This window comes from Azospirillum oryzae (genome assembly GCF_008364795.1).
Lineage (GTDB): Bacteria > Pseudomonadota > Alphaproteobacteria > Azospirillales > Azospirillaceae > Azospirillum > Azospirillum oryzae.
The window spans coordinates 150841-175037 of record NZ_VTTM01000001.1 but is presented as its reverse complement, the minus strand read 5'-3'; the positions used below and the strand labels follow the sequence as shown (position 1 = coordinate 175037).

At 67.5% G+C, this 24197-nt stretch carries 24 protein-coding genes; 19 read left to right on the top strand and 5 right to left on the bottom strand.

Annotated elements, in window-relative coordinates; all coding sequences use genetic code 11:
* Window positions 1-15 precede the first annotated feature (15 nt).
* Window positions 16-795 (top strand): 3-hydroxybutyrate dehydrogenase, encoded by a 780-nt coding sequence (locus FZ938_RS00855; protein ID WP_149196832.1) that lies wholly within the window; start codon window positions 16-18, stop codon window positions 793-795.
* Window positions 796-885: 90 nt separating this feature from the next.
* On the opposite strand, the gene FZ938_RS00850 is transcribed toward FZ938_RS00855, so the two are convergent.
* Window positions 886-3414, bottom strand: a complete 2529-nt coding sequence (locus tag FZ938_RS00850) for a methyl-accepting chemotaxis protein (protein ID WP_149196831.1) — start codon at window positions 3412-3414, stop codon at window positions 886-888.
* A 272-nt stretch (window positions 3415-3686) separates the two neighbouring features.
* Here FZ938_RS00850 and FZ938_RS00845 point away from each other — a divergent pair, with 272 nt between their 5' ends.
* From FZ938_RS00845 to upp, 6 genes are all read left to right on the top strand, one after another.
* Window positions 3687-5570 (top strand): ABCB family ABC transporter ATP-binding protein/permease, encoded by a 1884-nt coding sequence (locus FZ938_RS00845; protein ID WP_149196830.1) that lies wholly within the window; start codon window positions 3687-3689, stop codon window positions 5568-5570.
* A gap of 22 nt (window positions 5571-5592) precedes the next feature.
* Window positions 5593-6159 carry a biliverdin-producing heme oxygenase gene (locus FZ938_RS00840; RefSeq protein WP_149196829.1) on the top strand — a complete coding sequence of 189 codons (567 nt, stop codon included), beginning with the start codon at window positions 5593-5595 and terminating at the stop codon, window positions 6157-6159.
* Between the two features lie 72 nt (window positions 6160-6231).
* The gene (gene pyrF, locus FZ938_RS00835; RefSeq protein ID WP_149196828.1) at window positions 6232-6957 is read left to right on the top strand and encodes an orotidine-5'-phosphate decarboxylase; all 726 of its coding nucleotides are present in this window, start codon (window positions 6232-6234) and stop codon (window positions 6955-6957) included.
* The gene (locus tag FZ938_RS00830; RefSeq protein WP_149196827.1) at window positions 6954-7598 is read left to right on the top strand and encodes a phosphoribosylanthranilate isomerase; all 645 of its coding nucleotides are present in this window, start codon (window positions 6954-6956) and stop codon (window positions 7596-7598) included. Before pyrF ends, FZ938_RS00830 begins: the two co-directional genes overlap by 4 nt.
* A gap of 95 nt (window positions 7599-7693) precedes the next feature.
* The gene (locus FZ938_RS00825) at window positions 7694-8602 is read left to right on the top strand and encodes a diguanylate cyclase (RefSeq protein WP_149196826.1); all 909 of its coding nucleotides are present in this window, start codon (window positions 7694-7696) and stop codon (window positions 8600-8602) included.
* A 96-nt stretch (window positions 8603-8698) separates the two neighbouring features.
* Window positions 8699-9349 carry a uracil phosphoribosyltransferase gene (gene upp, locus FZ938_RS00820; RefSeq protein WP_085087593.1) on the top strand — a complete coding sequence of 217 codons (651 nt, stop codon included), beginning with the start codon at window positions 8699-8701 and terminating at the stop codon, window positions 9347-9349.
* A gap of 71 nt (window positions 9350-9420) precedes the next feature.
* On the opposite strand, the gene FZ938_RS00815 is transcribed toward upp, so the two are convergent.
* On the bottom strand, window positions 9421-10527 hold the full coding sequence (locus FZ938_RS00815; RefSeq protein WP_149196825.1) for a DUF2235 domain-containing protein: 1107 nt from the start codon (window positions 10525-10527) through the stop codon (window positions 9421-9423).
* A 458-nt stretch (window positions 10528-10985) separates the two neighbouring features.
* On the opposite strand from FZ938_RS00815, the gene hemA reads away from it, so the two are divergent.
* From hemA to FZ938_RS00790, 5 genes are all read left to right on the top strand, one after another.
* Window positions 10986-12200, top strand: a complete 1215-nt coding sequence (hemA, locus tag FZ938_RS00810) for a 5-aminolevulinate synthase (protein WP_149196824.1) — start codon at window positions 10986-10988, stop codon at window positions 12198-12200.
* 177 nt (window positions 12201-12377) lie between these two features.
* The gene (locus FZ938_RS00805; RefSeq protein WP_149196823.1) at window positions 12378-12923 is read left to right on the top strand and encodes a hypothetical protein; all 546 of its coding nucleotides are present in this window, start codon (window positions 12378-12380) and stop codon (window positions 12921-12923) included.
* Between the two features lie 143 nt (window positions 12924-13066).
* Window positions 13067-13843 (top strand): Hpt domain-containing protein, encoded by a 777-nt coding sequence (locus tag FZ938_RS00800; protein ID WP_149196822.1) that lies wholly within the window; start codon window positions 13067-13069, stop codon window positions 13841-13843.
* 107 nt (window positions 13844-13950) lie between these two features.
* Complete coding sequence (locus tag FZ938_RS00795; RefSeq protein WP_149196821.1) at window positions 13951-14835, top strand: ABC transporter permease; 885 nt, start codon at window positions 13951-13953, stop codon at window positions 14833-14835.
* A 25-nt stretch (window positions 14836-14860) separates the two neighbouring features.
* Window positions 14861-15676 (top strand): ABC transporter permease, encoded by an 816-nt coding sequence (locus FZ938_RS00790; protein WP_149196820.1) that lies wholly within the window; start codon window positions 14861-14863, stop codon window positions 15674-15676.
* Between the two features lie 18 nt (window positions 15677-15694).
* Here the strand turns inward: FZ938_RS00790 and FZ938_RS00785 are convergent, their stop codons facing one another.
* The gene (locus tag FZ938_RS00785; protein WP_014248877.1) at window positions 15695-15940 is read right to left on the bottom strand and encodes a hypothetical protein; all 246 of its coding nucleotides are present in this window, start codon (window positions 15938-15940) and stop codon (window positions 15695-15697) included.
* Between the two features lie 180 nt (window positions 15941-16120).
* On the opposite strand from FZ938_RS00785, the gene FZ938_RS00780 reads away from it, so the two are divergent.
* Together FZ938_RS00780 and FZ938_RS00775 are read left to right on the top strand one after the other, a co-directional pair.
* Window positions 16121-16543 (top strand): acyl-CoA thioesterase, encoded by a 423-nt coding sequence (locus FZ938_RS00780; RefSeq protein WP_149196819.1) that lies wholly within the window; start codon window positions 16121-16123, stop codon window positions 16541-16543.
* A gap of 41 nt (window positions 16544-16584) precedes the next feature.
* Complete coding sequence (locus FZ938_RS00775) at window positions 16585-17931, top strand: class I SAM-dependent RNA methyltransferase (RefSeq protein WP_149196818.1); 1347 nt, start codon at window positions 16585-16587, stop codon at window positions 17929-17931.
* Window positions 17932-17959: 28 nt separating this feature from the next.
* Here FZ938_RS00775 and FZ938_RS00770 read toward each other — a convergent pair whose 3' ends face one another.
* Together FZ938_RS00770 and FZ938_RS00765 are read right to left on the bottom strand one after the other, a co-directional pair.
* The gene (locus FZ938_RS00770) at window positions 17960-19171 is read right to left on the bottom strand and encodes a class I SAM-dependent rRNA methyltransferase (protein WP_149196817.1); all 1212 of its coding nucleotides are present in this window, start codon (window positions 19169-19171) and stop codon (window positions 17960-17962) included.
* A 68-nt stretch (window positions 19172-19239) separates the two neighbouring features.
* Window positions 19240-19806 (bottom strand): hypothetical protein, encoded by a 567-nt coding sequence (locus FZ938_RS00765; protein WP_149196816.1) that lies wholly within the window; start codon window positions 19804-19806, stop codon window positions 19240-19242.
* A gap of 245 nt (window positions 19807-20051) precedes the next feature.
* Between FZ938_RS00765 and ccoN the strand changes: the two genes are divergently transcribed.
* The 5 genes from ccoN to FZ938_RS00740 all read left to right on the top strand — a co-directional run bounded on the left by ccoN (window position 20052) and on the right by FZ938_RS00740 (window position 24152).
* Window positions 20052-21548, top strand: coding sequence for a cytochrome-c oxidase, cbb3-type subunit I (gene ccoN / locus FZ938_RS00760; RefSeq protein ID WP_149196815.1), 1497 nt, complete (start codon window positions 20052-20054; stop codon window positions 21546-21548).
* Window positions 21549-21569: 21 nt separating this feature from the next.
* Window positions 21570-22307, top strand: coding sequence for a cytochrome-c oxidase, cbb3-type subunit II (gene ccoO / locus FZ938_RS00755; RefSeq protein ID WP_109074327.1), 738 nt, complete (start codon window positions 21570-21572; stop codon window positions 22305-22307).
* A gap of 15 nt (window positions 22308-22322) precedes the next feature.
* A complete protein-coding gene (locus FZ938_RS00750; RefSeq protein WP_012972963.1) occupies window positions 22323-22484 on the top strand; it encodes a cbb3-type cytochrome c oxidase subunit 3 in 162 nt (53 codons plus the stop codon).
* Window positions 22485-22487: 3 nt separating this feature from the next.
* On the top strand, window positions 22488-23378 hold the full coding sequence (ccoP, locus tag FZ938_RS00745) for a cytochrome-c oxidase, cbb3-type subunit III (RefSeq protein ID WP_149196814.1): 891 nt from the start codon (window positions 22488-22490) through the stop codon (window positions 23376-23378).
* A gap of 249 nt (window positions 23379-23627) precedes the next feature.
* Window positions 23628-24152 carry a FixH family protein gene (locus tag FZ938_RS00740; protein WP_246457571.1) on the top strand — a complete coding sequence of 175 codons (525 nt, stop codon included), beginning with the start codon at window positions 23628-23630 and terminating at the stop codon, window positions 24150-24152.
* Window positions 24153-24197: the final 45 nt, after the last annotated feature.

Genomic DNA, 24197 nt, shown 5'->3' with positions numbered 1-24197 from the left:
TTAAGGAGCGGACCCATGCGTTTGCAGGACAAAGTCGCCGTCATCACCGGGGCGGCGAGCGGAATCGGGCTGGAAATCGCCCGGACCTTCGCACGCGAAGGCGCGCTGGTCGTCATCGCCGACCTCAACCAGGCCGGCGCCGACGCGGCGGCGGCCAGCCTCGATCCCACCGGCAAGCGGGCGCTGGGCGTCGCCATGGACGTGACCGACGAGGCCCAGGTCGATGCCGGCATGGCCCGCGCCGCCGCCGCCTTCGGCCGCATCGACATCCTGGTCAGCAACGCCGGCATCCAGACCGTGGCGCCGATCGAGTCGTTCGAGTTCGCGAAGTGGAAGCAGCTTCTGTCCATCCATCTGGACGGCGCCTTCCTGACCACCCGCGCCGCCCTGCGGACGATGTACAAGCAGGGAAGCGGCAGCATCATCTATATGGGGTCGGTCCACTCCAAGGAGGCGTCGCCGCTGAAGGCGCCCTACGTCACCGCCAAGCACGGGCTGATCGGCCTCGCCAAGGTGGTCGCCAAGGAAGGGGCGGCACATGGTGTGCGCGCCAACGTGATCTGCCCCGGCTTCGTCCGCACCCCCCTGGTCGAAAAGCAGATCCCCGAGCAGGCCAAGGAACTCGGCATCTCCGAAGAGGCGGTGGTGAAGACGGTGATGCTGAAGGAGACCGTCGACGGCGAGTTCACCACGGTCGAGGACGTCGCCCAGGCCGCCCTGTTCTTCGCGTCCTTCCAGTCCAACGCGCTGACCGGCCAGTCCCTGGTCGTCAGCCATGGCTGGTTCATGCAATAGGCGGAACGCCGCCGGAATGAAAAAGGCGCCGGGCCGATGGCCCGACGCCTTTTCCGTCGCGTTCGTTCAACCGGCGCCTGCGGCGTCCGCTCAGAACTCCTTCCAGTCGTCGTCGTCGCCGCTGCTGTGCTTCAGGACCGGAACCGCGGTGGCGCCGCCGCGCGCCGGGGAGTCGGTGCGGGCAGCCGGCTTTGCGGTCGTCACGGCATGGCCCGTGCCGTTGCCGCGGGCGGCGGGCTTCGCCGTGGGCTTGGCGGCGGAGGCGCGGGTGGGGGCCGCCGTGGCGCGGCGGGTGGTGGCGACCGCTTGGGCGTTGTGGGTGACGGCGTGGACGGCAACCGGCGCGCGCGGAGCCGCGGCATAACCGAAGCCGGCCGCCTGTTCGAACTTGAAGAAGCCGACCAGCGACTTCAGGTCGCCGGCCTGACCGCTCATCGCCTGGGCGGCGGCGGTGGTCTCCTCCACCAGGGCGGCGTTCTTCTGGGTCATCTCGTCCATGTTGGCGACGGTCGAGTTGATCTCGTCCAGCGCCGTCGCCTGTTCGGCCGAGGCCGACGCCATCTCGGCGATCAGGGTCGCCACCTGCTGCACGCCGGACACGATGCCCTGCAGCGCGTCGCCGGCCTTGCTGACCAGATCGACGCCGTCCTTCACCTGGGCGTCGCTGTCCAGGATCAGGCCCTTGATTTCCTTCGAAGCCTGGGCGGAGCGCTGGGCGAGTTGCCGCACCTCCTGCGCCACCACGGCGAAGCCGCGCCCGGCGTCGCCGGCCCGCGCCGCCTCCACCGCCGCGTTCAGCGCCAAGAGGTTGGTCTGGAAGGCGATCTCGTCGATCACGCCGATGATGTCGGTGATCTTGCGGCTCGATTCCTCGATCCGGCGCATCGCCTCGATGGCGGAGCCGGCGACGCCGCCGCCGGATTCGGCGGAGCTGCGGGCCTGGGCCGCCATCACGTTGGCGCGCTGGGCGTTCTCGGCGTTGGAGCGCACGGTCGCCCCCAGCTCCTCCATGCTGGCCGCGGTCTCCTCCAGCGAGGACGCCTGCTGCTCGGTGCGGTCGGCGAGGTCGGAGGATCCCAGCGACACCTCGGCGGCGGCGGCGGCGATGGTCTCGGCCGCCTGGGTGATCTGGCCGACGATCTCGGCCAGCCGGGTGGAGGTGGCGTTGACGTCGGTCTTCACCCGCTCGAAGGCGCCCTGGTAGTCGCGGGTGACGCGGCGGTTCAGGTCGCCCTGGGCCAGCGCGCTCAGCACCTCGCCCAGGTCGGCGATGACCGCCTCCACCGTGTCGGTCAGGCGGTTGATGCCCGCCGACATGGTCTTGTAGAAGCCGTCCTTGCCGGCCAGATCGATGCGCCGTTCCAGGTCGCCCTTCGACACGGCATCGATCAGCCCGGCGATCTCCTCGCCGATGGCCTGTTCGCGGGCGCGCTGGGCCTCGGCGGCGCGGCGTTCGGCCTCCAGCCGCTCGCGCTCCGCCTCGTCCATCCGCTTCTTTTCGATGGCGTTGTCCTTGAACACCAGCACCGCCTTGGCCATGCGGCCGATCTCGTCGCGGTTCTCCAGCGCCGGGACATCGACGGTGAGATTGCCGGCGGCCAGTTCCGTCATCGTGCCGGTCATCTGCACCACCGGGCGGACGATGGAGCGCGCGGTGACCAGGGCGATCAGGATGCCGAGAGCGAAGGCGCCCACCGCCATGCCGATCAGCAGCTTGGTGGTGTTCTCCATGTCGGTCCGCGCGCCGGTCAGCACCGTGTCGCGCGTCTCCGCCTGGGAGGCGATGGTCTTGTTGACCAGATCGGCGAACTCCTCCGCCTCCTTGGCCATGGTGTCGAAGGCCAGGGTCTGGGCGTCGTTCACGGCGGTGACGACACGGTTGAAGCTTTCCAGATAGCGTCCGGCGATCTGCGCCGCCTCCTCCGCCGCGCGCTTCTGCGCCGGGTCGGTCAGGCGGGCGGCAAGCGCGGTGGCGGACTTGATGAAGCCTTCCATTCGGGTGCGCACCTCGTCCGACGACTTCGCCGAAGGATCCGTCAGGAAACGCTGAGCGCTGAGCCGGGCGAGGATCAGCGACTCCTGAGCCTGTCCGGCATGGGCGGCGGGTTCGAAATCACCGGAGGCGATCCCGCCGGCCAACACTTGGCTCAGCCCTTCGCGCGCCTTGATCCCCAGCGGCACCAGCTCCTCGGACACCAGCCGGTCGCGCTGTTCGCGCGCCTTGACCAGCTTGCCGAAGTTGGCGGTGTAGCCGTCGAACTGCTGGATCATGCGGTCGAGGTTAGCGCGGCGGCGGGGATCCTGCGTCGCCTCACGGATGGCACGCAGCATCTCGCCCAGCTTCTTCTGCTGAGCCTGGATCGGCGCGATCAGAGCGTTGCTGCCGGAGAAGGAGTAGTTGACCACGTTTCGGCGCATGTCGGAGACCGAGCCGTCCACGTCCGAGATCCGCAGCGAATTGTCGGAGATCGTCGCGTAGCGGGTGAATCCGTCCTCCGCCGTCGACAGCGACCGCACACCGAGTGCTGCCACCAGGGCGAGGAGGGCCAGGATCAGAAGGAATCCCACCTGGATGCGGGTGCCCACCTTGAATCGGCCGGCGAAGCTGGCGTTCTGCATGGTCAAATGCCTTGGTCTGCGGTGCGGATCGAACGCGATACGCCCGGCAGGGTAGAGGAAGATGGTTTCCAGTCCGTTGCCATGGCGCAAGGAAATGCAGGGAAAGCGTCCCTGGGCCGCGCCAAAATCGTGTCAAAGCCGTGATGCGGGGCTTTGACGATGCCGCAGCGGTCCCTAGGTTAGGTCGCCTGAACAGCTTTTCGGGGAACGGGCCTTGTCGGCTGGTTTCCCCCGGATCCGCAGAAATCCCGTAAAGGCCACTGAAGACTCCGATGCGCCGCAGCCTTCCGCCCACCTCCGACGCCAGCGCCTTCACCCGGCCGTCCGGCGACCTGCGCTCCGCGATGCGCTCGCTGGCGCCCTATATCTGGCCCAGCGATTCCCTGGAAACGCGGATCCGGGTGGTGGCGGCGATGCTGCTGCTGATCGGCGCCAAGGTCGCCAACGTCTATGTGCCGATCTTCTACAAGCATGCGGTGGACGCGCTGACTCCGGCTTCCGCCGGCGGGACCGCCGGGCCGGGCGCGGTGATCGCCATCCCCCTGGGACTGATCGTCGCATACGGCCTTGCCCGCGTGACCTCGCTGATCTTCGCCGAGCTGCGCGACGCCGTCTTCGCCACCGTGGCGCAGCGGACCATCCGCCGGGTGGCGCTGTCGGTGTTCCGGCACCTGCACGCGCTGTCCCTGCGCTTCCATCTGGAACGCCAGACCGGCGGCCTGACCCGATCGCTGGAGCGCGGCACCCGCGCCATCGAGTCGCTGCTGCGCTACACCCTGTTCTCCATCGTGCCGACGCTGGTGGAGATCGCGCTGGTCTGCGCCATCCTGTGGAAGCTGTTCAGCGTCTGGTTCGCGCTGGCAACCTTCGTCACGGTGATGGGCTACATCCTCTACACCTTCTTCGTGTCGGAATGGCGCATCAAGTTCCGCCGCCTGATGAACGACACCGACAGCAAGGCCAACACCAAGGCGATCGACAGCCTGCTGAACTACGAGACGGTCAAGTATTTCGGCAACGAGGAGCATGAGGCCCGCCGCTATGACGGCGCCTTGCAGAGCTACGAGAAGGCGGCGGTGCGCAGCCAGCAGAGCCTGTCGCTGCTGAATGTCGGGCAGTCGGCGATCATCTCGCTGGGGCTGGCGGTGGTGATGGGAATGGCCGCCAACGGCATCGTCAACGGCAGCATGTCGCTGGGCGACTTCGTTCTGGTGAACACCTATCTGCTGCAGCTCTACCAGCCGCTGAACTTCTTCGGCGTCGTCTATCGCGAGATCAAGCAGTCGCTGATCGACATCGAATCGATGGTCACCCTGCTGGCGGTCGATCGCGAGGTGGCCGACGGCCCCGATGCGAAGCCGCTGGCGGTCGATGGGGCGGAGCTGCGCTTCGAGGGGGTGGAGTTCGGCTACGACCCGCGCCGGCCGATCCTGAAGGATGTCAGCTTCACCGTGCCGGCCGGCAAGACGGTCGCCATCGTCGGCCCGTCGGGCGCCGGCAAGTCCACCATCAGCCGGCTGCTGTTCCGCTTCTACGACGTCAATGGCGGCCGGGTGATGATCGACGGGCAGGACATCCGCGACGTCACCCAGTCCTCGCTGCGGGCGTCCATCGGCATCGTCCCGCAGGACACCGTGCTGTTCAACGACACCGTCTTCTACAACATCGCCTATGGCCGCCCCGGCGCCAGCCCGGCGGAGGTGGAGCGGGCGGCGCGGCTGGCCCACATCCACGATTTCATCATGGCGCTGCCCGACGGCTACCAGACGACGGTGGGCGAGCGCGGGCTGAAGCTGTCCGGCGGCGAGAAGCAGCGCGTCGCCATCGCCCGCACCATCCTGAAGGATCCGGCGATCCTGCTGTTCGACGAGGCGACCAGCGCGCTGGACACCCACACCGAGCGGGAAATCCAGGCCAACCTGCGCGAGGTCAGCCGCGGCCGCACCACGCTGGTGATCGCCCACCGGCTGTCCACCGTCATCGACGCCGACGAGATCCTGGTGCTGGAGGCCGGCCGGGTGATCGAGCGCGGCCACCATGCCGACCTGCTGGCCGCCCGCGGCGCCTATGCCGCCTTGTGGACGCGGCAGCAGGAAGCCAGCCAAGCGGCCACTGGTGGGCCTGCGCCGTTGTCCGGCGTGCTGGCCTCGACCTGAGCGGATACGCGGAGCACGCTTGATGGGACCGGCAAGGCAGGCGCTGCGCGCCGCGACGCGGGAGAGCCACGACCGGCTGGACAAGGCCGCGGTGCTGCAGCCGCTGGTCCGGCCGGACATCACCGCCGACCAGTATGCCCGCGCGCTGGCCGTGCTCTACGGCTTCCATGCGCCGGTGGAACGGGCGCTGGGCGAGGGGGCCGCGCGGCTGGCGCTGCTGCGCGAGGATCTGCGGGTTCTCGGCACCGATCCGGACAGGCTGCCGGAGATGACGGACCTGCCGCCGCTGGACAGCGCGCCGGCCCGGCTGGCGGCGCGCTATGTGCTGGACGGCTCCGCCCATGGCGGGCGGGCGATGCTGCCGGGGATCACCCGCGCGCTGGGATTCGATGCCCGGCGTGGCGCCCGCTTCCTGGCGTCGGACGGGCTGGACATGGCCGGGGCCTGGAAGGCGCTGATGGTCCGGCTGGAGGAGGAGCTTGCCGATCCGGCCGCGCTCGCCACCGCCTGCGCCACCGCCGCCGCGCTGTTCGCGGCGCTGGAGGGATGGACGGCAGTAGAACGGTGGATGGGGGAGCAGAGGGGTTGAAACTGGCGCGCGGCCCCATCCCTTGCTAGGGTGCCGGACCATTCGCATTCAGGTTCTGGAGACCGCCTTCCCATGACCGCGCCAGCCTCGCGCATCTATTGCTCCGTCGACACCACCGAGATCGAGTCCGCCCGCCGCATCGCCGGGCAGGTGGCGGGGGCCGTCGGCGGCATCAAGCTGGGGCTGGAGTTCTTCATCGCCCAGGGGCCGGCCGGCGTCCGCGCCGTGGTGGGCGAGGACGGGCCGCCGCTGTTCCTCGACCTGAAGCTGCACGACATTCCCAACACGGTGGCGGGTGGCGTGCGCGCGGCGCTGCCGCTGAAGCCGGCCTTCATGACCATCCACAGCGCCGGCGGGCCGGCGATGATGCGGGCGGCGGCGGAGACGGCGGCAACGGCCGGGGCCGACCGGCCGAAGATCCTGGCCGTCACCGTGCTGACCAGCCTGGACGAAGGCGATCTGGACGCGGTCGGCCAGTCGGTGCCGGTGGCCGAGCAGGTGGTGCGGCTGGCCAAGCTCGCCAAGGCGTCGGGGGTGGACGGCGTCGTCTGCTCGCCGGCCGAGGTGGCGCTGGTGCGCGCGGCCTGCGGTCCCGACTTCATCCTGATGGTGCCCGGCATCCGCCCGGCCTGGGCCGCCACCAACGACCAGAAGCGCTTCATGACCCCGGCGGAGGCGCTGGCCGCCGGCGCCGACCATCTGGTCATCGGCCGGCCGATCACCGCCGATGCCGACCCGGCCGCCGCCGCCCGCCGCATCGTTGCGGAGATTGAGGCCAGTTCCGGAGGGACCGCATGACCGTCGCCGCCAAGATCTGCGGGCTGAGCGAGCCCGAAAGCCTGCGCGCCGCCGTCGCCGGCGGGGCCCGCTATGTCGGTTTCGTCTTCTACCCGCGCAGCCCGCGCGCCATCGCCCCGCCGATGGCGGCGGAACTGGCGCGGCTGCTGCCGACCGGCGTGCGCTCCGTCGGGCTGTTCGTCGATCCCGACGACGAGTTCCTGGAGCATGTCACCGGGCAGGTCCCGCTCGACCTGATCCAGCTGCATGGCGCCGAGACGCCGCGCCGCATCGTCGAAATCAAGGGGCGCTATGCCCTGCCGGTGATGAAGGCGGTCAAGATCGGCGGGCCGGAAGACCTGACCACGGCGATGGAGGCGGCGGAGGTCGCCGACCGGCTGCTGTTCGACGCCAAGCCGCCGGCCAAGGTGTCGGCGCTGCCCGGCGGCAACGGCATCGCCTTCGACTGGACGATCCTGGCCGGGCGCAGCTGGCCGCGCCCGTGGATGCTGTCGGGCGGGCTGACGGCGGAGAATGTCGCCGAGGCGGTGCGGGTCACCGGCGCCGCCGAGGTCGACGTGTCGTCCGGCGTGGAGGACCGCCCCGGCCACAAGGACCCGGCGCTGGTCCGCGCCTTCCTGTCGGCGGTCGCCTCGCTTTAAAGCCGGCTTTCGGCGAAAGCGCCCTGTTTTAGACGAATGCTTCGGCTTATCTTGGTCGCATGGCGGGACCTTGCGCCGTCGGGTAGGATGCGCCCATGAGCGATTCGACCACTCCGTCCACAACCGAGGCGCTCGGCGCCGTGCTCGACGAGCATCTGCGCTGGATCGGCCAGTGGCAGCGCGCCGTTTTCTACCGTGAGGGGCGCGGCGGGGAGCGGTCGTCGGCCCCGGCCTCCTTCCAGGCCTGGTGTCAGGCCGCCAGCCGCGACGACCTGCTGCAGCAGCCGGCGGTGCAGAAGCTGGCGACCTTGCACGAGCAGATGCACCGGCAGGCCCGGCTGATCCTGCTGAAGTCGTCCGGCGGCGAGTTGCCGACCGAAGCCGAGTTCGAGGGGGTGGTCGGCCGGTTCGAGGAGTTCATGCTGCATCTGCGCCGGATGGAGCGCGCCTTCGCCGCCGCCGCGTCCGGCCTGGATCCGCTGACCGGCCTGCGCACGCGGCGCGGCATGGGCGAGGCGCTGGAGCGCGAGCACAACCGCTACCGCCGCACCGGCCAGCCCTTCTGCGTCGCGCTGTGCGACATCGACAAGTTCAAGGGCATCAACGACAGCTACGGCCACGACATCGGCGACCGGGTGCTGGCCGCCACCGCCGCCGTCATCAGCCGCGGCGTCCGCAGCTTCGACGAGGCCTTTCGCATGGGCGGCGAGGAGTTCCTGGTCTGCCTGAAGGAAACCAGGCTGGACGAGGGTTATGAAGTGATCGAACGGCTGCGCGTCGACCTGATGCGCTCGCCGGTGGTGCTGCCCGACGGCCGGATGATTCCCGTCACCGCGTCCTTCGGGCTGGTGGAGGCGGTGTCCGACCTGACCGTCGACGATCTGGTGGTCTGCGCCGACCGCGCGCTCTATCAGGCGAAGAATTCCGGCCGCAACCGCGTGATCCGCTACGGCATCGACCGTCCGGAGCCGAAGCCGGCGGCGGCGAAGGCGGGGCGGGGGTAGGGACAAGTAGCGCCCCGCAGGTCAGCCCCCTTGGCCCCGGCCCCCCTGACGCGCTAGGATCGCGATAACCTTACCGTCAGCCGTGATCCGGATTCCATGCGCACCCTGCCCGAATTTCCCAACCTGTTCGTCCTCGACCATCCGCTGATCCAGCACAAACTGACCCATATGCGGAACAAGGAGCGGTCGACCGGCGGGTTCCGTACCCTGCTGCGCGAGATCTCCCTGCTGATGGGCTATGAGCTGACGCGCGACATCCCGCTGACCACCGAGCGGATCGAGACGCCGCTGCAGCCGATGGACGCCCCGGTGATCCTGGGCAAGAAGCTGGCGGTCGTGCCGGTGCTGCGCGCCGGGCTCGGCATGTCGGCCGGGCTGCTGGAGCTGGTGCCGTCGGCGCGCGAGGGACATATCGGCCTCTACCGCGACCATGACACCAAGCAGCCGCACGAATATCTGGTGAAGCTGCCGCCGGCCGAAGGGCGGCTGTTCATCGTCGTCGACCCGATGCTGGCGACCGGCAACTCCGCCGCCCATGCCTGCGACGTGCTGAACCGCCATGGCGTCGACGACGACAACATCCGCTTCATGGCGCTGGTCGCCGCGCCCGAGGGCGTGCGCCGCTTCCATGAGTCGCACCCGGACGTGAAGGTCTTCACAGCGGCGCTGGACAGCCACCTGAACGAGGACGCCTACATCGTTCCCGGCCTGGGCGATGCCGGCGACCGCATGTTCGGCACCAAGTAAGGATCGGTTCAGGTCATCGTAGAACGGGGCGGGCGCCGGAGGACGGCTCCGCCCCGTTTTTCGTCGGCCGGTCAGCCGGCCGTGGCCGGCTCTTCTGCCCGCGCGGCATCGAACTGGACCAGCGCCTTGCGGTAGCCGATGTTGGGCGGCGCATAACCCGCATCGCTGGCGGCGCGTTGCGGCACCGATGCGTGCAGGTTCTCCTCGCTGTAGGGCAAGACGCAGACCGGGCGGTAATGGCGCGGCTCCGCCAGCTTGCCGATCCCGTCCAGGAAGCGGGCGTAGGAATCCACGATGGCGCCCAGCGCGTTGTCGGGCGTCACCTCCGGCACCCAGATGGGGTCGATGGCCAGCCCGCAGGTCTCGGCGTGCTCCATCATCCATTTCAGCGTGATGTCCGACAGCCTGTCGTCGTCATAGCCGCCGCCGACGTTCGAATGGCAGCCGGCGAACCAGCGCTGTTCCATCCGTTGTGCCGGCTTGTTCTTCGGGTCCCACAGGTTGGCGGCGAAGGTCTTGCGGTGCTCGTCGATCGCCAGCGCCTGGAAGGCGTTGCGGACAAGGCTGCTGAGTTCGGTATCGTGAAAGCCGTAAAGCTCCTCGTCCAGATGCGCGCAGATGCCAAGCGGCACGCCGAGCGCGCCCACCGTGTCCCAGACGCCGAGGAAATGGATGGGGATCAGCGCCGACCCATGGGTATCGCGGAACTGCTTCGCCTCGCCCACGTCGGGGCCGTCGTCCCGCTTGCGGTAGAGCGCATAGGCCGCGTCGGTCTGGTCCAGCTTGTCGGCCGGCAGCAGCCCGGCATTGCGGATCAGGCCGACGAGGCTGCGGGCGGTGTAGGCACCGCGCGAGAAGCCCAGGATGAAGACATGGTCGCCGTCGTTGTAGTGCGAGGCGAGGAAGCGGTAGCCGTCCTTGATCTTCTTGTCGATGCCGAGGCCGAAGGCGCCGCCGAAGACCTTGTCGAACCAGTCGTGGAGGAACCCGCCCTTGTCATCGGTGCCGACGCCGGAATCGTAGAAACTGACCTGCGCCGTGCCGTCGGGGGCGTTGTCGAGTACCGACTTGTAAAATTTCCAGACGTTGGTCGCCGCCTCGTTGTCCTTGTCCGGCTGATTGCCGCTGCCCGGCGTGTTCCAGGTGCCGTCGAAACACAGGACGATCCGCTTCGCCATCTTGCCCTCCCTGCTGGCATGCGCGCAGGGGATGATGGCAGCGATAGTTTTTCCCCTTCAACAGATTTGTTGAAAAAGCCTGCAACTCCAGAACGTGTCGCTGTGTACGCCGCAACCGGGTTCGGCCGCCGGGGGGCGGCGCAGGCATACGCACGTATTCCCCGACTGCAGTCATGGTTATGCGGAAAGTTCCCGCCCATACAATTGCCGCTTCGGTCAAGTCATCGCCGTGCGGCCGGACTGTCGGCGGGAAGCCGACATGCGGCATCCGCAGGACATGGGAGCCTGCCACTTGTGCGAAGGTCCCATATGACATTGGCTTGATTTCGATCAATGCCGGGTGGCGTGACGGAAAGGATCATGCCATCCTCTTCGATGCGCCGACCGAATGGCCTAGCCCATATGCCTTCAACCGGTGCAGCCGATCCTTAGTGGACGAACGCGAACGGGAACGCGCGATGGATTACGAAACTTTCTTCCGCAACCAGATTGCGACCCTGAAGCAGGACGGCCGCTACCGGGTGTTCGCCAATCTGGAACGCCATGCGGGAAATTTCCCGACGGCGACCTTCCGCGATTCCAACGGGCGCGAGCGCCCGGTCACGGTCTGGTGCTCCAACGACTATCTCGGCATGGGCCAGCACCCCAGCGTCATGAAGGCGATGCACGACGCGCTGGATCAGGTCGGTGCCGGCGCCGGCGGCACCCGCAACATCTCCGGCACCAACATCTACCATGTGCTGCTGGAACGCGAACTGGCCGACCTGCACCACAAGGAAGCGGCGCTGCTCTTCACCTCGGGCTATGTGTCGAACGACGCGACGCTGACCACGCTGGGCAAGATCCTGCCCAACTGCGTGATCCTGTCGGACGCGCTGAACCACAACTCGATGATCACCGGCATCCGCAATTCGGGCGCCGAGAAGCACATCTTCCGCCACAACGACCCCAAGCACCTGGACGAGCTGCTGTCCGGCATCGCCCCCGGCCGGCCCAAGGTGGTGGCGTTCGAAAGCGTCTATTCGATGGACGGCGACATCGCCCCGATCCATGACCTGTGCGACGTCGCCGACAAGCATGGCGCCATGACCTATCTGGACGAGGTGCACGCCGTCGGCATGTACGGCGCCCGCGGCGCCGGCGTGGCCGAGCGCGACGGCGCCATGGACCGGCTGACCATCGTCGAAGGCACGCTGGGCAAGGCCTTCGGCGTCCAGGGCGGCTACATCACCGGCTCCACCGCGCTGATCGACTGCGTCCGCAGCTTCGCAGCCGGCTTCATCTTCTCCACCTCGCTGTCGCCGGTGCTGGCGGCGGGCGCGCTGGCCTCCATCCGTCACCTGAAGAACAGCCAGACCGAGCGGACCCGGCACCAGGAGCGCGCCGCCACGCTGAAGCGGATGTTCGCCGACGCCGGCCTGCCGGTGATGCCGTCGGTCAGCCACATCGTGCCGCTGATGGTCGGCGACGCCCACCGCTGCAAGCGCGCGTCCGACGAACTGCTGGACCGGCACAACATCTACGTCCAGCCGATCAACTACCCCACCGTCCCGCGCGGGACGGAGCGGCTGCGCTTCACCCCGACCCCGCTGCACACCGACGCGCAGATGGGCATGCTGGTCGATGCGCTGCTGGATGTCTGGAGCCGGCTGGACCTGCGGCTCGCCGCCTGAGCGGGGCGCTCAGGAAAACCCCTTTGGCGGTAGGGACGTTTTGCCCCCTGGACAGATGACACGCACATCCCTACTTTGAGGGGTAGTGTTGCGACCGGTTCGCAGTTTTCTCGCTGCGGGCCGGCTGTGACCGTGCCGTCCATCCTGTAAACCGGGGCATCGCCCAGGGGGTTCGCCATGTACCGTGACAACTCGCTGATGCCGAAGGAGGCCGTGCGCCTCGTCGTCCTGGGCACGCTGATCCAGGTCGGACCATTGCGCTACGCCGATCTGGCCGGTTCCGTCCGTCATTTCCTCGATCGCATGATGGGTCCGTCGCTGGACCTGATGGGCACCTCGCTGGAGATGCTGCGCTACGAGGGGTTGATCGAGGCGCTGGACGGCAGCGGCATGGAAGACAACGCCCTGCTCGGTCCGACCGAAACCGGCCGGGCGGAGTTCGACACGCTGATGCGCGCCAATGTCCGCGCGCCGTCGGCCGACGGGCTGAACAAGCTGGTCATCGCGCTGAAGCTGCGCTTCCTGCATCTGCTGGACGTCGAGTCGCAGCGCGACCAGATCGACAATCTCGTTGCGCTCTGCGAGGCCGAGTTGGCGCGGCTGGGCGACCTGAAGCGGGCGGACGTCGGCAGCGACGGCCATTTCGCCTCCTGGCTGGACCGGGACATCACCCAGACGGAAGAGCGTCTGGCGTGGTTTCAGGAACTGCTCTCCCGGCTCTGATTTCCCGGCCCTGATCCCCTGCGGGACCTGAGGCTTTATTTCGCTCGGCGCGTCCTCATCAAATAGGGGCGCGCCGCGTCTGTTTCGGCGTCCGGTTTTGGTGTACCTTCGGGGTACCTCTTTCCTCAGCCGGAATCCTCTCCATGGCCTCGTCCCTGTCGACCGACGACCTCGAAGACCGCTTGCGCATGGAGTTCGTGGACGACGCGCGCGATCGGCTGGAGCTGATGAACGCGACGCTGACGGACCGCGTGAAGGGCGAGCGCAGCGATACGGACACCATCGGCGTCCTGCGGCTGGAAGCCCATAATTTCAAGGGCATGGGCACCAGCTTCGGCTATCCCACCGTCAGCCTCGTCGCCCACCGGCTGGAGGATTACCTCAGCGGCCTGAAGCGGCTGGACGAAAAGCAGCTGGTCGACGCCCAGATCTTCATCGACCGCATCTCCGAACTGGTCGACCGCGCCGAACAGCCGTTGCTGGCCGAGACAAACCGGATCATCCGCGCCCTGCCGGTGCGCTATGAGTTCCAGGTCACCGACGTCGACGTCCGCAACGTCGAGATCATGCTGGTCACCCCGTCCAAGGTCGTCGCCAAGAAGCTGGGGACGGAGCTGGCGGCCTGCGGCTTCCGCACCATGACGGTGACCGACCCGATCGAATCGATCAGCCTCGCCGTGCGCGTGCCGCCGGACATGGTCATCGCCTCGATGGTGATGGACGGGCTGTCCGGCCTGGACCTGATCCGCGGCCTGCGCGCCATGAGCGTGACCCAGCATGTGCCGATGGCGCTGCTGACCTCGCTGAACCTCGACCACCCGTCGCTGAAGGAGATCCCGTACGGCGTCTCCGTCATCCGCGTCGGCGAGCATTTCGGCGACGACTTCGCCGCGGTGGTGGCCAAGCACAATCTGGGCTGACCGGGCAGCCATTCGGCTGAACGTCATCGTCATATAGCCGCGCTTGCGCCGTCGGGAATCCTCATGTTAGGCGTCAAACCGGTCCCACAGGCTGGAGCAGCGCCCGAATGACGGAGGTTCTTCGCCGGTACGGCCCGGTCCTGACCGGAATGATCCTGTTGGCGGTGGCGCTGTGGCTGGCGCTGCTGGTGGTGCTGCCGCAGCTGATGATGATCGGCTTCTCCTTCCGGCCATCGCTGCCGCCGTCCAAGATCGGCGGGCCGGAGGACGTGTTCACGGTCAAGAATTACCTGACGCTGTGGACCAACCGGATCCATCTGGCGATCTTCCTGAAGACGATCTGGGCCAGCGCGCTGGTCACCGCGACCACGCTGGCGGTCTGCTATCCGGTCGCCTTCTATCTGGCGCAGGTGGCGCCGAAGCGGCGATTGCCGCTGCTGATCCTGATGCTGGTCGTGCCCTTCTGGATCAACGAGCTGCTGCGTACCTTCTCCTGGTACATCATCCTGGCGTTCAATGGGCCGCTGAACGCCATTCTGCTGGGGCTTGGCATCATCGACGAGCCGCAGCGCTTCCTGGGCGGCGACGGCGGGGTGATCGTCGGGATGGTCTACGTCTACATCCTGTTCATGGTCTTCCCGCTCTACAACGCCATCGAATCGCTGGACCGCAACCAGATCGAGGCGGCGCGGGACCTGGGCGCCGGCTGGCCGCGCATCCACCGCCGCATCGTGCTGCCCCACGCGAAGCCGGGTATCGCCGTCGGCTGCATCATGACCTTCATGCTGGCCGCCGGCAGCTATGCCGTGCCGGCGCTGCTGGGCGGGCCGAACAGCCGCTGGTTCACCGAGATCATCTACAACTGGTTCTTCGAGGGCGGGAACTGGAACCAGGGGGCGGCCTACGCCTTCATCCTGCTGGTGCTGTGCATCGGCTTCATCCTCGGCGCGATGCGGCTGTTCCGTGTCGGGCTGGCGGATATCGCGAAATGAGCCCGCCGTTCATGAGAAGGCCGACATGACCGCCGCCCGACTCCGCCGCCTGCTGACCGGCGCCTATCTGGTGCTGTTCTTCTGCTATCTGTTCCTGCCGCTGGGCATCATGGCGGCGGCGACCTTCAACAGCAGCCGCTTTCCCACCGTCACACCCTGGATGGGCTTCACGCTGGGCTGGTTCCAGGCATTGTGGGAGGACCAGCGCATGTGGGCGGCGCTGGGCACCAGCCTGATCGTCGGGGCGGGGGTGATCGCGCTGGCGGTGCCGCTGGGGCTGGCGGCGGCGCTGCTGCTCGACCGGCTGCACAGCCGGGCCAAGACCTTCCTCTACGCGCTGATGGTGTCGCCGCTGCTGACGCCGGGGGTGATCGTCGGCATCTCGACCCTGGTGTTCTGGCGGGAGTGGTTCGGGGTCAGCGGCGGGCTGTTCCTGACGGTGGTCGCGCAGTCCAGCTTCATCGCCGCCTATGCCATGCTGCTGTTCTCGGCAAGGCTGGAGCGGTTCGATCCGGTGCTGGAAGAGGCCGCGCTCGACCTCGGCGCCAGCCATGGGCAGGTGTTCCGGCGCATCACGCTGCCGTACCTGATGCCGGCAATCCTGTCGGCAGCCCTGCTGGCCTTCCTGCAGAGCTTCGAGAACTACAACACCACGCTGTTCGTGCGCGGGTTGGACACCACCCTGACCGTCTATATCGCGACCAAGGTGCGCACCGGGCTGACCCCGGCGGTCAACGCGCTGTCGCTGGTGCTGATCGCGCTGACCATCCTGGGCGCCGTCGTCTACGAGGCCTTGCGCCGGCGCGAGGCGCGCCGGCAGGCAGGGTCCGCAGTCGCTTGAGGGGCAACCGCCTGTTCGTCAGTCCTCTTCCGCCTCGTCGGCGTCGGCCTCGATCTGGGCGGCGAGGTCGCGCAGCATGTCGATGACGTCTTCGTGGCTGGTCTCATCCACGGCGGCGTTCACCGCGGCCTCGATCATGGCGACGGCGATGTAGGGGCCGAGCGGGCCACCTTCCTTGATCGCCTCATCCAGGTGCTTTTCGGCGATCGACAGCGCCTTTTCGAACAGCGCCTCGGCCGTCTGGTTGGTGGTGTCCTTGCTCATCGTCCGGTCCGTTGCGGAGGGTTGGTCCGACTCCAATAACACGCCCAATCGGCGATTGGCGCGGGAATTCGCTGTCCCGGCCGCAAATAGAGGCCGCGAAACGGGAGGCCGGGCTTGCGCCGCCCCGGACCATACGCCACAGTCCGGAGATGCGTTGACCTATACGGCAAGAGAGACAGCATGACCAGGACGCCCGACCTGACCAGCCCCGACCTCTACCGCTTCTGGTGGGAGGAGCGCGTGCGCTTCAACGACCTGGACGCCGTGGGACACGTCAACAACAACGCCATCGGCGTCTTCTTCGAACAGGCGCGTATTGCCCTGTTGCATGGCGCCGGCGGCTTCCGCGACGAGGATCCCTGGACGGTCGTGCTGGCCCGCAGCCTGATCGAATACAAGGCGGAACTGCTCTATCCCAACACCGTGCGGATCGGCGCGCGGACGCTGCGGGTCGGCACCAGTTCCATCACGCTGGGCTGCGCCATCTTCCTGGGCGACCGCTGCATCGCCACCCAGGAAGCGGTGGCGGTGATCGTCGACAAGGCGGCCCATCGCCCGACCCCGATCCCGGAACCGTTGCGCGCCAAGCTGCTGGAAGCGTAAAGGGAGGCGCAATAACCCCCGCACCCCGACGGATCCCCGCCATGACGCGCTCCCCCCAGCGCCCTTCCGGCAAGCGCCCCTTCGCCAAGGGACGCCCGCCCGCCCGCAAGACCGCCCAGTTACCCGCCGAAATGCGGGAGATGGAGGTCGCCATCGCCGATGTCGGTGCGCGCGGCGACGGGATCGCGTTCGCCGAGGGCCTGCGCCTGTTCGTGCCCTACACGGTGACCGGTGACCGCGTGCGTGTACGTGTCGCGGAGGGTGACGGGAAGGGGGAAGGCGTACGGGCAGACCTGCTTGAGGTTCTTGAGGCCGGTCCCGGCCGCCAGACGCCGCCCTGCCGCCATTTCGGCCGCTGCGGCGGCTGTACGCTCCAGCAGATGGACGATGCGACGTACGCCGCCTGGAACAGCGGGATGGTGCGCGGTGCGCTGGAGCGGGTCGGGCTGGGCGAGGTCGTGCTGGAGCCGCTGGCGCGTACGCCCGCCGGCGCCCGCCGCCGCGCCCGCTTCGCGGCGCTGAAACGCGGCAAGCGTGTCTGGTTCGGCTTCAACGAACGGCAGAGCCACCGGTTGGTCGATCTGGAGGAGTGCCCGATCCTGGCGCCCCGCCTGTTCGCCCTGGTGGAGCCTCTGCGCGCCGTGCTGGCGGAGATCCTGCCGGACGGCGGCGACGCCGACGTGGTGCTGACCGACCTGGAGGGCGGGGTCGACCTGCTGCTGGTCGGGCCGCGCAGCCTGGACCGTGAGGCCCGCGAGGCGCTGGTCGCTTTCGAGCCGGAGCGCATCGCCCGCATCGCCTGGCAGCCCACCGACCGCGCGGCGGCGGAGCCGGTGGCGAACCGCCGGCCGGCCTTCATCCGTTTCGCAGGCGTTCCGATCCAGCCGCCGCCCGGCGCCTTCCTGCAGGCCAGTGCCGAGGGCGAGGCGGCCCTGGTGGCGGCGGTGCGCGAAGGGCTGGGGCAGGCGTCCCGCATCGCCGACCTGTTCGCCGGCATCGGCACCTTTTCCATTCCGCTTGCGCAACAGGCGGCGGTTCATGCGGTGGAGGGTGACGAGGCGGCGGTGACGGCGCTCGGCCGCGCAGTGCAGGGGCTGCGGCTGACGGTGGAGCGGCGCGACCTGTTCGAGAACCCGCTGGGGGCGAAGGACCTCAACCGCTACGACGCGGTGGTGTTCGACCCGCCGCGTGCCGGGGCGGCGGCCCAGGCGGCAGCGCTCGCCGGAGCCAAGGTGCCGCGGGTGGTGGGGGTGTCCTGCAATCCCGCCAGCTTCGCCCGCGACGCGCGGGTGCTGGTGGATGGCGGCTATCGCCTGGTGAAGCTCTGGCCGGTCGACCAGTTCCTGTGGTCGGCCCATGTGGAACTGGTCGGCCTGTTCGAGCGGTGAGGAGGCTGCCGCAGCCTCCCCCTTCGCATCAATCCAGCTGCAGGACGATCGCCTTCAGATAGGCCGACTCCGGCAGGTGCGGGTGAACCGGGTGGTCGGGGCCGGCGCCGGCGCTGCGCAGGATGCGGCCGGTGCGGCCGGCGTCGTGCAGGCCGCGGGCGACCTGTTCGGCGAAGGTCGGCGGATCGACATTGTGGCTGCACGACCCGCAGAGCAGAAAGCCGCCCGGCGCCGTGATCTTCGCGGCCAGGCGCGCCATCTTGCGATAGGCGCGGCAGCCGACCGCCAGATCCTTCTTCGACTTCACGAAAGCCGGCGGATCGGCCACCACCACCTGGAAGGTCTCGCCGGCCTCGATCAGCCGTTCCATCTCCTGGAAGGCATCGGCCTTGCGTGCCTCGAAGCGGTTGGCGACGCCGTTCGCCTCGGCGGCGCGGGTGGCGTTCTCCAGGGCCAGGGCGGAGCGGTCGACCGCGACCACATGGGTGGCGCCGGCCACCGCGCACTGGATGCCGAAACCGCCGTTGTAGCTGTAGAAGTCGATGGCCCGGCCGCCCTTGGCCAGCGAGGCGATGAAGGCGCGGTTGTCGCGCTGGTCGTAGAACCAGCCGGTCTTCTGCCCGTCCAGCGGGTTGGCGAAGAAGGTCACGCCGTTCTCTTCAAGGCGGATCGAGCCGTCGATCTCGCCCTTGGCCAGCCGGGTCTCCTCCGTCAGCCCTTCCAGCGCGCGCTGGCTGCCGTCGTTGCGCAGGATGACCGCGCGCGGCGCCATCACCTCGTCGATGGCGGCCAGGATGTCGTCGATCCGGCTGTCCATGAAGACGGAGTTGGCCTGGACCGTCACCACATCGTCGAAACGGTCGACGATCAGGCCGGGCAGACCGTCGGCCTCGGCGTGGACGACGCGGTAGAAGGGGCGGGAGAACAGCCGGTCGCGCAATTCCACCGCGCGGCGCAGCCGGCCGGCGATGAAGGCGTGGTCCACCACGGTCGCCGGGTCGTTCGACAGCAACCGGGCGGCGATCAGCGTGTGCGGATTGAAGGTGTAGATGCCCAGCGGCGTCCCGCCGGGGTCCAGAAGCCGCACCGGGCTGCCGGGCGGCACCGCCTTGGCGATGCTGTCCATCTGGACTTCGTTGGAATAGACCCAGGGATGTCCATGCATGACGCGCCGCTGGCGGCCGGCCTGCAAATGGATGGGCGGGTATTTCTTGACGGGTTTGGTGCCGGTGTCGCTCATGGCCGCATCCTAGCGGCAAATCGCCGGCGCGCAATGGCTGCCTGCCCCGTCCATCTACTCGGGCCCACCTACTCGGCGCGCAGGGTGCCGCCCGGCAGGTCGGGGGCGTTGTCGTTGACCACGACCAGATCCTTGCAGAAACGAACCGTCTCCTGCCGGTGGCCTTCGGTGCGGAAGCAGTCGGGGATCGGGTTGCGGCGGGAGTCCCGCTGCATGTAGCGCTCCGGCAGGGTGGTGTGGATGGCGGCGCAGCCGAGCCGCCGCGCCAGCCCCTCCATCGCCTGCAGCAGAGTCTCGGCGGGGCCGGCGACGTCGAACAGGTCGAGCACGACGAAGTTGTCGACGCACAGCGTCCGGCCATGGAGCAGCTGCGCCTCCACCGCGTAGGAGAACAGGCCGTGCATGTACCCTTGGGCGTTCTGCACGGTCATGATGCCCCTGGCCGCGGGCAGGCCGTCCGTCCCGGCGCCTCCCCCGCCCTTGGGGCTGCTGCCCACGGTTGCGCTGTCGAGCAGCGCTGCGGCAAATGCGCGCCATTGGTCGACCCCCAGGCCCGGTGCGATGGCGCAGACCAGCGGATAGGCCTGGTCGATTTGGCGCCGACCAAGGGGTTTGGCGATGAAACTGTCGTCCATTTCAGTCCGGCCGATTGCAAGGACACTGAACGATGGCAGGCCCTGGCCGCAAGGGTCGTTGACGTAGATCAATGTTGCTGAACCCCCCCATACACATAGTGGCGTCCATTGGAGACAGGCGCGCCCGGCGTCCCTCTCGGCATTTCCGAGTGCAACCTGTCCCGCTCCTTAACAGTACGTACCCAGTGGTGGTGCAACCCAGAAGGCGCGGCCCCACGGCCGCCCGGGGCAAACGGGAGAGATTTATGACATCAGCGACTCTGACTTCAGGGGCCACCCTGGGCAGCCAGCGGGTGTCGGAAGACGTGCGTTACCATGAGGACGCCATCCGACTCTTCGTTATCGCTGCAGTGTTCTGGGGCGTGGTCGGTTTCCTGGCCGGCACCTTCATCGCTCTGCAGCTGGCCTTCCCGGCGCTTAATCTCGGGCTGGAGTGGACGAGCTTCGGGCGCCTGCGCCCGGTCCACACCTCGGCCGTGATCTTCGCGTTCGGCGGCAACGTGCTGCTCGCCACCTCGCTCTATTCGGTCCAGCGGACTTGCCGCCAGCATCTCTTCGGGGGCGAAGGGCTGGCGAAGTTCATCTTCTGGAACTACAACGTCTTCATCGTGCTCGCGGCGCTGAGCTATGTCCTGGGCTTCACCCAGGGCAAGGAATACGCCGAGCCGGAGTGGATCCTCGACCTGTACCTGACGGTCGTCTGGGTGCTCTATGCGGTCCAGTTCATCGGCACCGTGATGACGCGGCGCGAGTCGCACATCTATGTGGCGAACTGGTTCTTCATGGCGTTCATCCTGACCGTCGCAATCCTGCACATCGGCAACAACGTCAACGTTCCGGTGTCGCTGTTCGGCATGAAGTCCTACACCTACGTGTCGGGCGTGCAGAGCGCGATGGTGCAGTGGTGGTACGGCCACAACGCGGTCGGTTTCTTCCTGACCGCCGGCTTCCTGGGCATCATGTACTATTTCGTGCCCAAGCGCGCCGAGCGGCCGGTCTATTCCTACCGCCTGTCGATCGTCCACTTCTGGACCCTGATCTTCCTCTACATCTGGGCCGGCCCGCACCACCTGCACTACACCTCCCTGCCGGACTGGGCGCAGACGCTGGGCATGACCTTCTCCATCATGCTGTGGATGCCGTCCTGGGGCGGCATGATCAACGGCATCATGACCCTGTCGGGTGCCTGGGATAAGCTGCGCACCGACCCGGTCCTGCGTTTCCTGGTCACGTCGGTCGCCTTCTACGGCATGTCGACCTTCGAAGGCCCGCTGATGTCGGTCAAGCCGGTCAACGCCCTGTCGCACTACACCGACTGGACCGTCGGCCACGTGCACTCCGGCGCGCTCGGCTGGGTCGCCTTCATCTCCTTCGGCGCGATCTATTATCTGGTTCCGGTGCTGTGGAAGCGCTCGCAGCTCTACAGCCTGCGTCTGGTCAGCTACCACTTCTGGACCGCCACCATCGGCATCGTGCTGTACATCACCGCCATGTGGGTGTCGGGCATCATGCAGGGCCTGATGTGGCGCGCTTACGACAACCTGGGCTTCCTGCAGTACTCCTTCGTGGAGACCGTCGCGGCGATGCACCCGTTCTACGTGATCCGCGCGATGGGCGGCGTCCTGTTCGTCACCGGCGCTCTCATCATGGTCTACAACCTGTGGCGCACGGCGAAGGGCGATGTCCGCATCGAGAAGCCCTATGTCACCACGCCGCACAAGGCGACGGTCGGCGCGGCCTGACGCTAGGGAAGGATGCGAGAAATGGCTCAGGATAAAAAGGGCTTCAGCCACGACCTGATCGAGCGGAATACCCTTCTGCTGATCGTGCTCGTGCTGATCACCGTGTCGATCGGCGGTCTGGTTCAGATCGTCCCGCTCTTCACGATCGAATCGACCATCGAGAAGGTGGAGGGGGTCCGTCCCTACTCCCCGCTCGAGCTGGCCGGGCAGAACATCTACTTCCGCGAAGGCTGCTACAACTGCCACAGCCAGCAGATCCGTCCGTTCCGTGACGAGGTCGAACGCTATGGTCACTACTCGCTGGCGGCTGAGTCGATGTACGACCATCCGTTCCAGTGGGGCTCCAAGCGCACCGGTCCCGATCTGGCCCGCGTCGGCGGCAAGTACTCCAACGACTGGCAGGTCGCCCATCTGGTGAACCCGCGCGCGGTCGTGCCGGAGTCGATCATGCCGACCTACGGCTGGATGAAGGACCGTCCGCTGAGCTACGGCGACATCGCCGACCACCTGAAGACCCTGAAGATCGTCGGGGTGCCCTACACCGACGAGCAGATCGCCAACGCCAAGGCCGATCTGGAAGCGCAGAAGAATCCGGACGGTGACACCGCCGGCCTGACGAAGCGCTACCCGAAGGCCGTGGTCGCGAACTTCACCGGCAGCAAGACCGTCACCGAAATGGACGCTCTGGTTGCTTACCTGCAAGTGCTGGGCACCATGGTGGACTTCACCAAGTACCAGTCCAAGCAGCTGCAGCAGTAATCGGGGGAGGAATCCATGGACTTGGATTCGATCACGGTGATGCTTCGGTCCTTCTGGACGGTGTGGTTGATGCTGCTGCTGACGGGCATCCTGGTTTACGCCATGTGGCCCGGCAACCGCCGCACCTTCGACGACGCCGCCCAGATCCCGCTCAAGGATGATGGTCAGGAGCTTTAGACCATGGCACAGAATTACAAGGACGAGCTGTCCGGCGTCGAGACCACCGGCCACGAGTGGGATGGACTGCGCGAGCTGAACAATCCGCTGCCGAAGTGGTGGCTGTATCTCTTCTACGTCTGCATCGCCTGGGCGATGATTTACTACGTGTTCTACCCGGCCTGGCCGCTGGGCAAGACCTACACGAAGGGCATCCTCGGCTATTCCCAGCGCGAGGAGCTGGACACCAAGCTGGCGGAAGCGAAGGCCGGCCAGGCCAAGTACCTGACCGCCATCGCCGCCAAGTCGGTCGACGAAATCCAGAAGGACAAGGACCTGCTGGGCTTCGCGATGGCCGGCGGCCGGTCGTACTTCAACGAGAACTGCGCCGCCTGCCACGGCGCCGGCGGCCAGGGTGCCAAGGGCTTCCCGACGCTGGCCGACGACGTGTGGCTGTGGGGCGGTGCCTCGGCCGACATCTACAAGACCATCCAGCACGGCATCCGGTCTGACGATGGCGACACCCGCGGCACGCCGGGCACCGGCATGACGGCCTTCGGCAAGGACGGCATCCTCAACCGCGACCAGATCGATCAGGTGACGGACTATGTTCTGTCGCTGAACGGCAAGCCTGCCGATGCGGGCAAGGTCACCAAGGGCAAGACCGTCTATGACGAGAACTGCGCCGCCTGCCACGGCGACGCAGCCCAGGGTTCGGTTGCCGCCGGCGTCGACGGCGTCGGCGCCCCGCCGCTGAAGCAGGCCAACTGGCTCTACGGCGGCGACAAGGCGACGCTGATGGAGACGGTGACCAACGGCCGCGCCGGCGTGATGCCGGCTTGGTCCAAGCGTCTGGACGACGCGACGATCAAGTCGCTGGCGGTCTACGTCCACAACCTGGGCGGCGGCAAGTAAGCCGTCCGACTGGGGAACTGGTTCGGAACTGACCGAAAAGGCGTCGGGGGGGGCACTCCCCGGCGCCTTTTTCTTATGCGCAACTGGCGGTCGGACGGCCGCTTCGTTAACTTCCTGTCATTTGATCCATCGCAATGTACCTGCGGCAATCGGTCGCCATAGTGCCTCCGACCGGCCACACACATCGTCGATCAAGCGCCGCAGATCGAAAGCAGCCGACCAGTCGAAGGGCAGCCACCGACCATGAGCATGAGCACCACCACCGGAAACCGCCCCGCCTCGCCGAAGCATGTGAAAGCACCGCGCCAGCCGGGATGGTACATCCCCTGGATCTTCGTGGGCGTCTTCATGGTCGTCCTGGCGGTGAACGGGGTCATGGTCCATTACGCGGTGTCGAGCTGGACCGGGATCGAGACCGAGAACCACTTCATCAAGGGTCTTGGCTACAACAACGACCTCGCCGGCGCCCGTGCCCAGGCGGAGCGCGGCTGGCAGGTCGAGCCCCAATTCACCAGCACCGAACCGCGCAAGGCCGTGATCGCCATCACCGCCCGCGACAAGCAGGGCCAGGTCCTGAAGGACGCCACCGTCACCGTGACGATGATCCGTCCGATCTCCGAAGGCCACGACAAGACCCTGACGCTGCCCTATCTGGGCGAGGGCCGCTATGGCGCCCCGGTGGAGCTGGATTTGGAAGGCCAGTGGGACATGCGCTTCGTCATCACCCACGCCACCGGCGATTATCAGGACCAGAAGCGCGTCTGGGTGCAGTGACGGCGGCGACGACGCCGCGACCGGGACAGTCAGGGTGACGATGAG

Bases quoted from the DNA above. Each gene is read 5' to 3' on its own strand.
- FZ938_RS00750 (WP_012972963.1), top strand. From the start codon at position 22,323: ATGGACTTGGATTCGATCACGGTGATGCTTCGGTCCTTCTGGACGGTG.
- FZ938_RS00770 (WP_149196817.1), bottom strand. From the start codon at position 19,171: ATGAGCGACACCGGCACCAAACCCGTCAAGAAATACCCGCCCATCCAT.
- FZ938_RS00805 (WP_149196823.1), top strand. From the start codon at position 12,378: ATGTACCGTGACAACTCGCTGATGCCGAAGGAGGCCGTGCGCCTCGTC.
- FZ938_RS00795 (WP_149196821.1), top strand. From the start codon at position 13,951: ATGACGGAGGTTCTTCGCCGGTACGGCCCGGTCCTGACCGGAATGATC.
- FZ938_RS00825 (WP_149196826.1), top strand. From the start codon at position 7,694: ATGAGCGATTCGACCACTCCGTCCACAACCGAGGCGCTCGGCGCCGTG.
- FZ938_RS00840 (WP_149196829.1), top strand. From the start codon at position 5,593: ATGGGACCGGCAAGGCAGGCGCTGCGCGCCGCGACGCGGGAGAGCCAC.
- FZ938_RS00855 (WP_149196832.1), top strand. From the start codon at position 16: ATGCGTTTGCAGGACAAAGTCGCCGTCATCACCGGGGCGGCGAGCGGA.
- FZ938_RS00815 (WP_149196825.1), bottom strand. From the start codon at position 10,527: ATGGCGAAGCGGATCGTCCTGTGTTTCGACGGCACCTGGAACACGCCG.
- FZ938_RS00830 (WP_149196827.1), top strand. From the start codon at position 6,954: ATGACCGTCGCCGCCAAGATCTGCGGGCTGAGCGAGCCCGAAAGCCTG.
- FZ938_RS00790 (WP_149196820.1), top strand. From the start codon at position 14,861: ATGACCGCCGCCCGACTCCGCCGCCTGCTGACCGGCGCCTATCTGGTG.
- pyrF (WP_149196828.1), top strand. From the start codon at position 6,232: ATGACCGCGCCAGCCTCGCGCATCTATTGCTCCGTCGACACCACCGAG.
- FZ938_RS00780 (WP_149196819.1), top strand. From the start codon at position 16,121: ATGACCAGGACGCCCGACCTGACCAGCCCCGACCTCTACCGCTTCTGG.
- ccoN (WP_149196815.1), top strand. From the start codon at position 20,052: ATGACATCAGCGACTCTGACTTCAGGGGCCACCCTGGGCAGCCAGCGG.
- FZ938_RS00740 (WP_246457571.1), top strand. From the start codon at position 23,628: ATGAGCACCACCACCGGAAACCGCCCCGCCTCGCCGAAGCATGTGAAA.
- FZ938_RS00765 (WP_149196816.1), bottom strand. From the start codon at position 19,806: ATGGACGACAGTTTCATCGCCAAACCCCTTGGTCGGCGCCAAATCGAC.
- hemA (WP_149196824.1), top strand. From the start codon at position 10,986: ATGGATTACGAAACTTTCTTCCGCAACCAGATTGCGACCCTGAAGCAG.
- ccoO (WP_109074327.1), top strand. From the start codon at position 21,570: ATGGCTCAGGATAAAAAGGGCTTCAGCCACGACCTGATCGAGCGGAAT.
- FZ938_RS00800 (WP_149196822.1), top strand. From the start codon at position 13,067: ATGGCCTCGTCCCTGTCGACCGACGACCTCGAAGACCGCTTGCGCATG.
- FZ938_RS00845 (WP_149196830.1), top strand. From the start codon at position 3,687: ATGCGCCGCAGCCTTCCGCCCACCTCCGACGCCAGCGCCTTCACCCGG.
- FZ938_RS00775 (WP_149196818.1), top strand. From the start codon at position 16,585: ATGACGCGCTCCCCCCAGCGCCCTTCCGGCAAGCGCCCCTTCGCCAAG.
- upp (WP_085087593.1), top strand. From the start codon at position 8,699: ATGCGCACCCTGCCCGAATTTCCCAACCTGTTCGTCCTCGACCATCCG.
- ccoP (WP_149196814.1), top strand. From the start codon at position 22,488: ATGGCACAGAATTACAAGGACGAGCTGTCCGGCGTCGAGACCACCGGC.
- FZ938_RS00785 (WP_014248877.1), bottom strand. From the start codon at position 15,940: ATGAGCAAGGACACCACCAACCAGACGGCCGAGGCGCTGTTCGAAAAG.
- FZ938_RS00850 (WP_149196831.1), bottom strand. From the start codon at position 3,414: ATGCAGAACGCCAGCTTCGCCGGCCGATTCAAGGTGGGCACCCGCATC.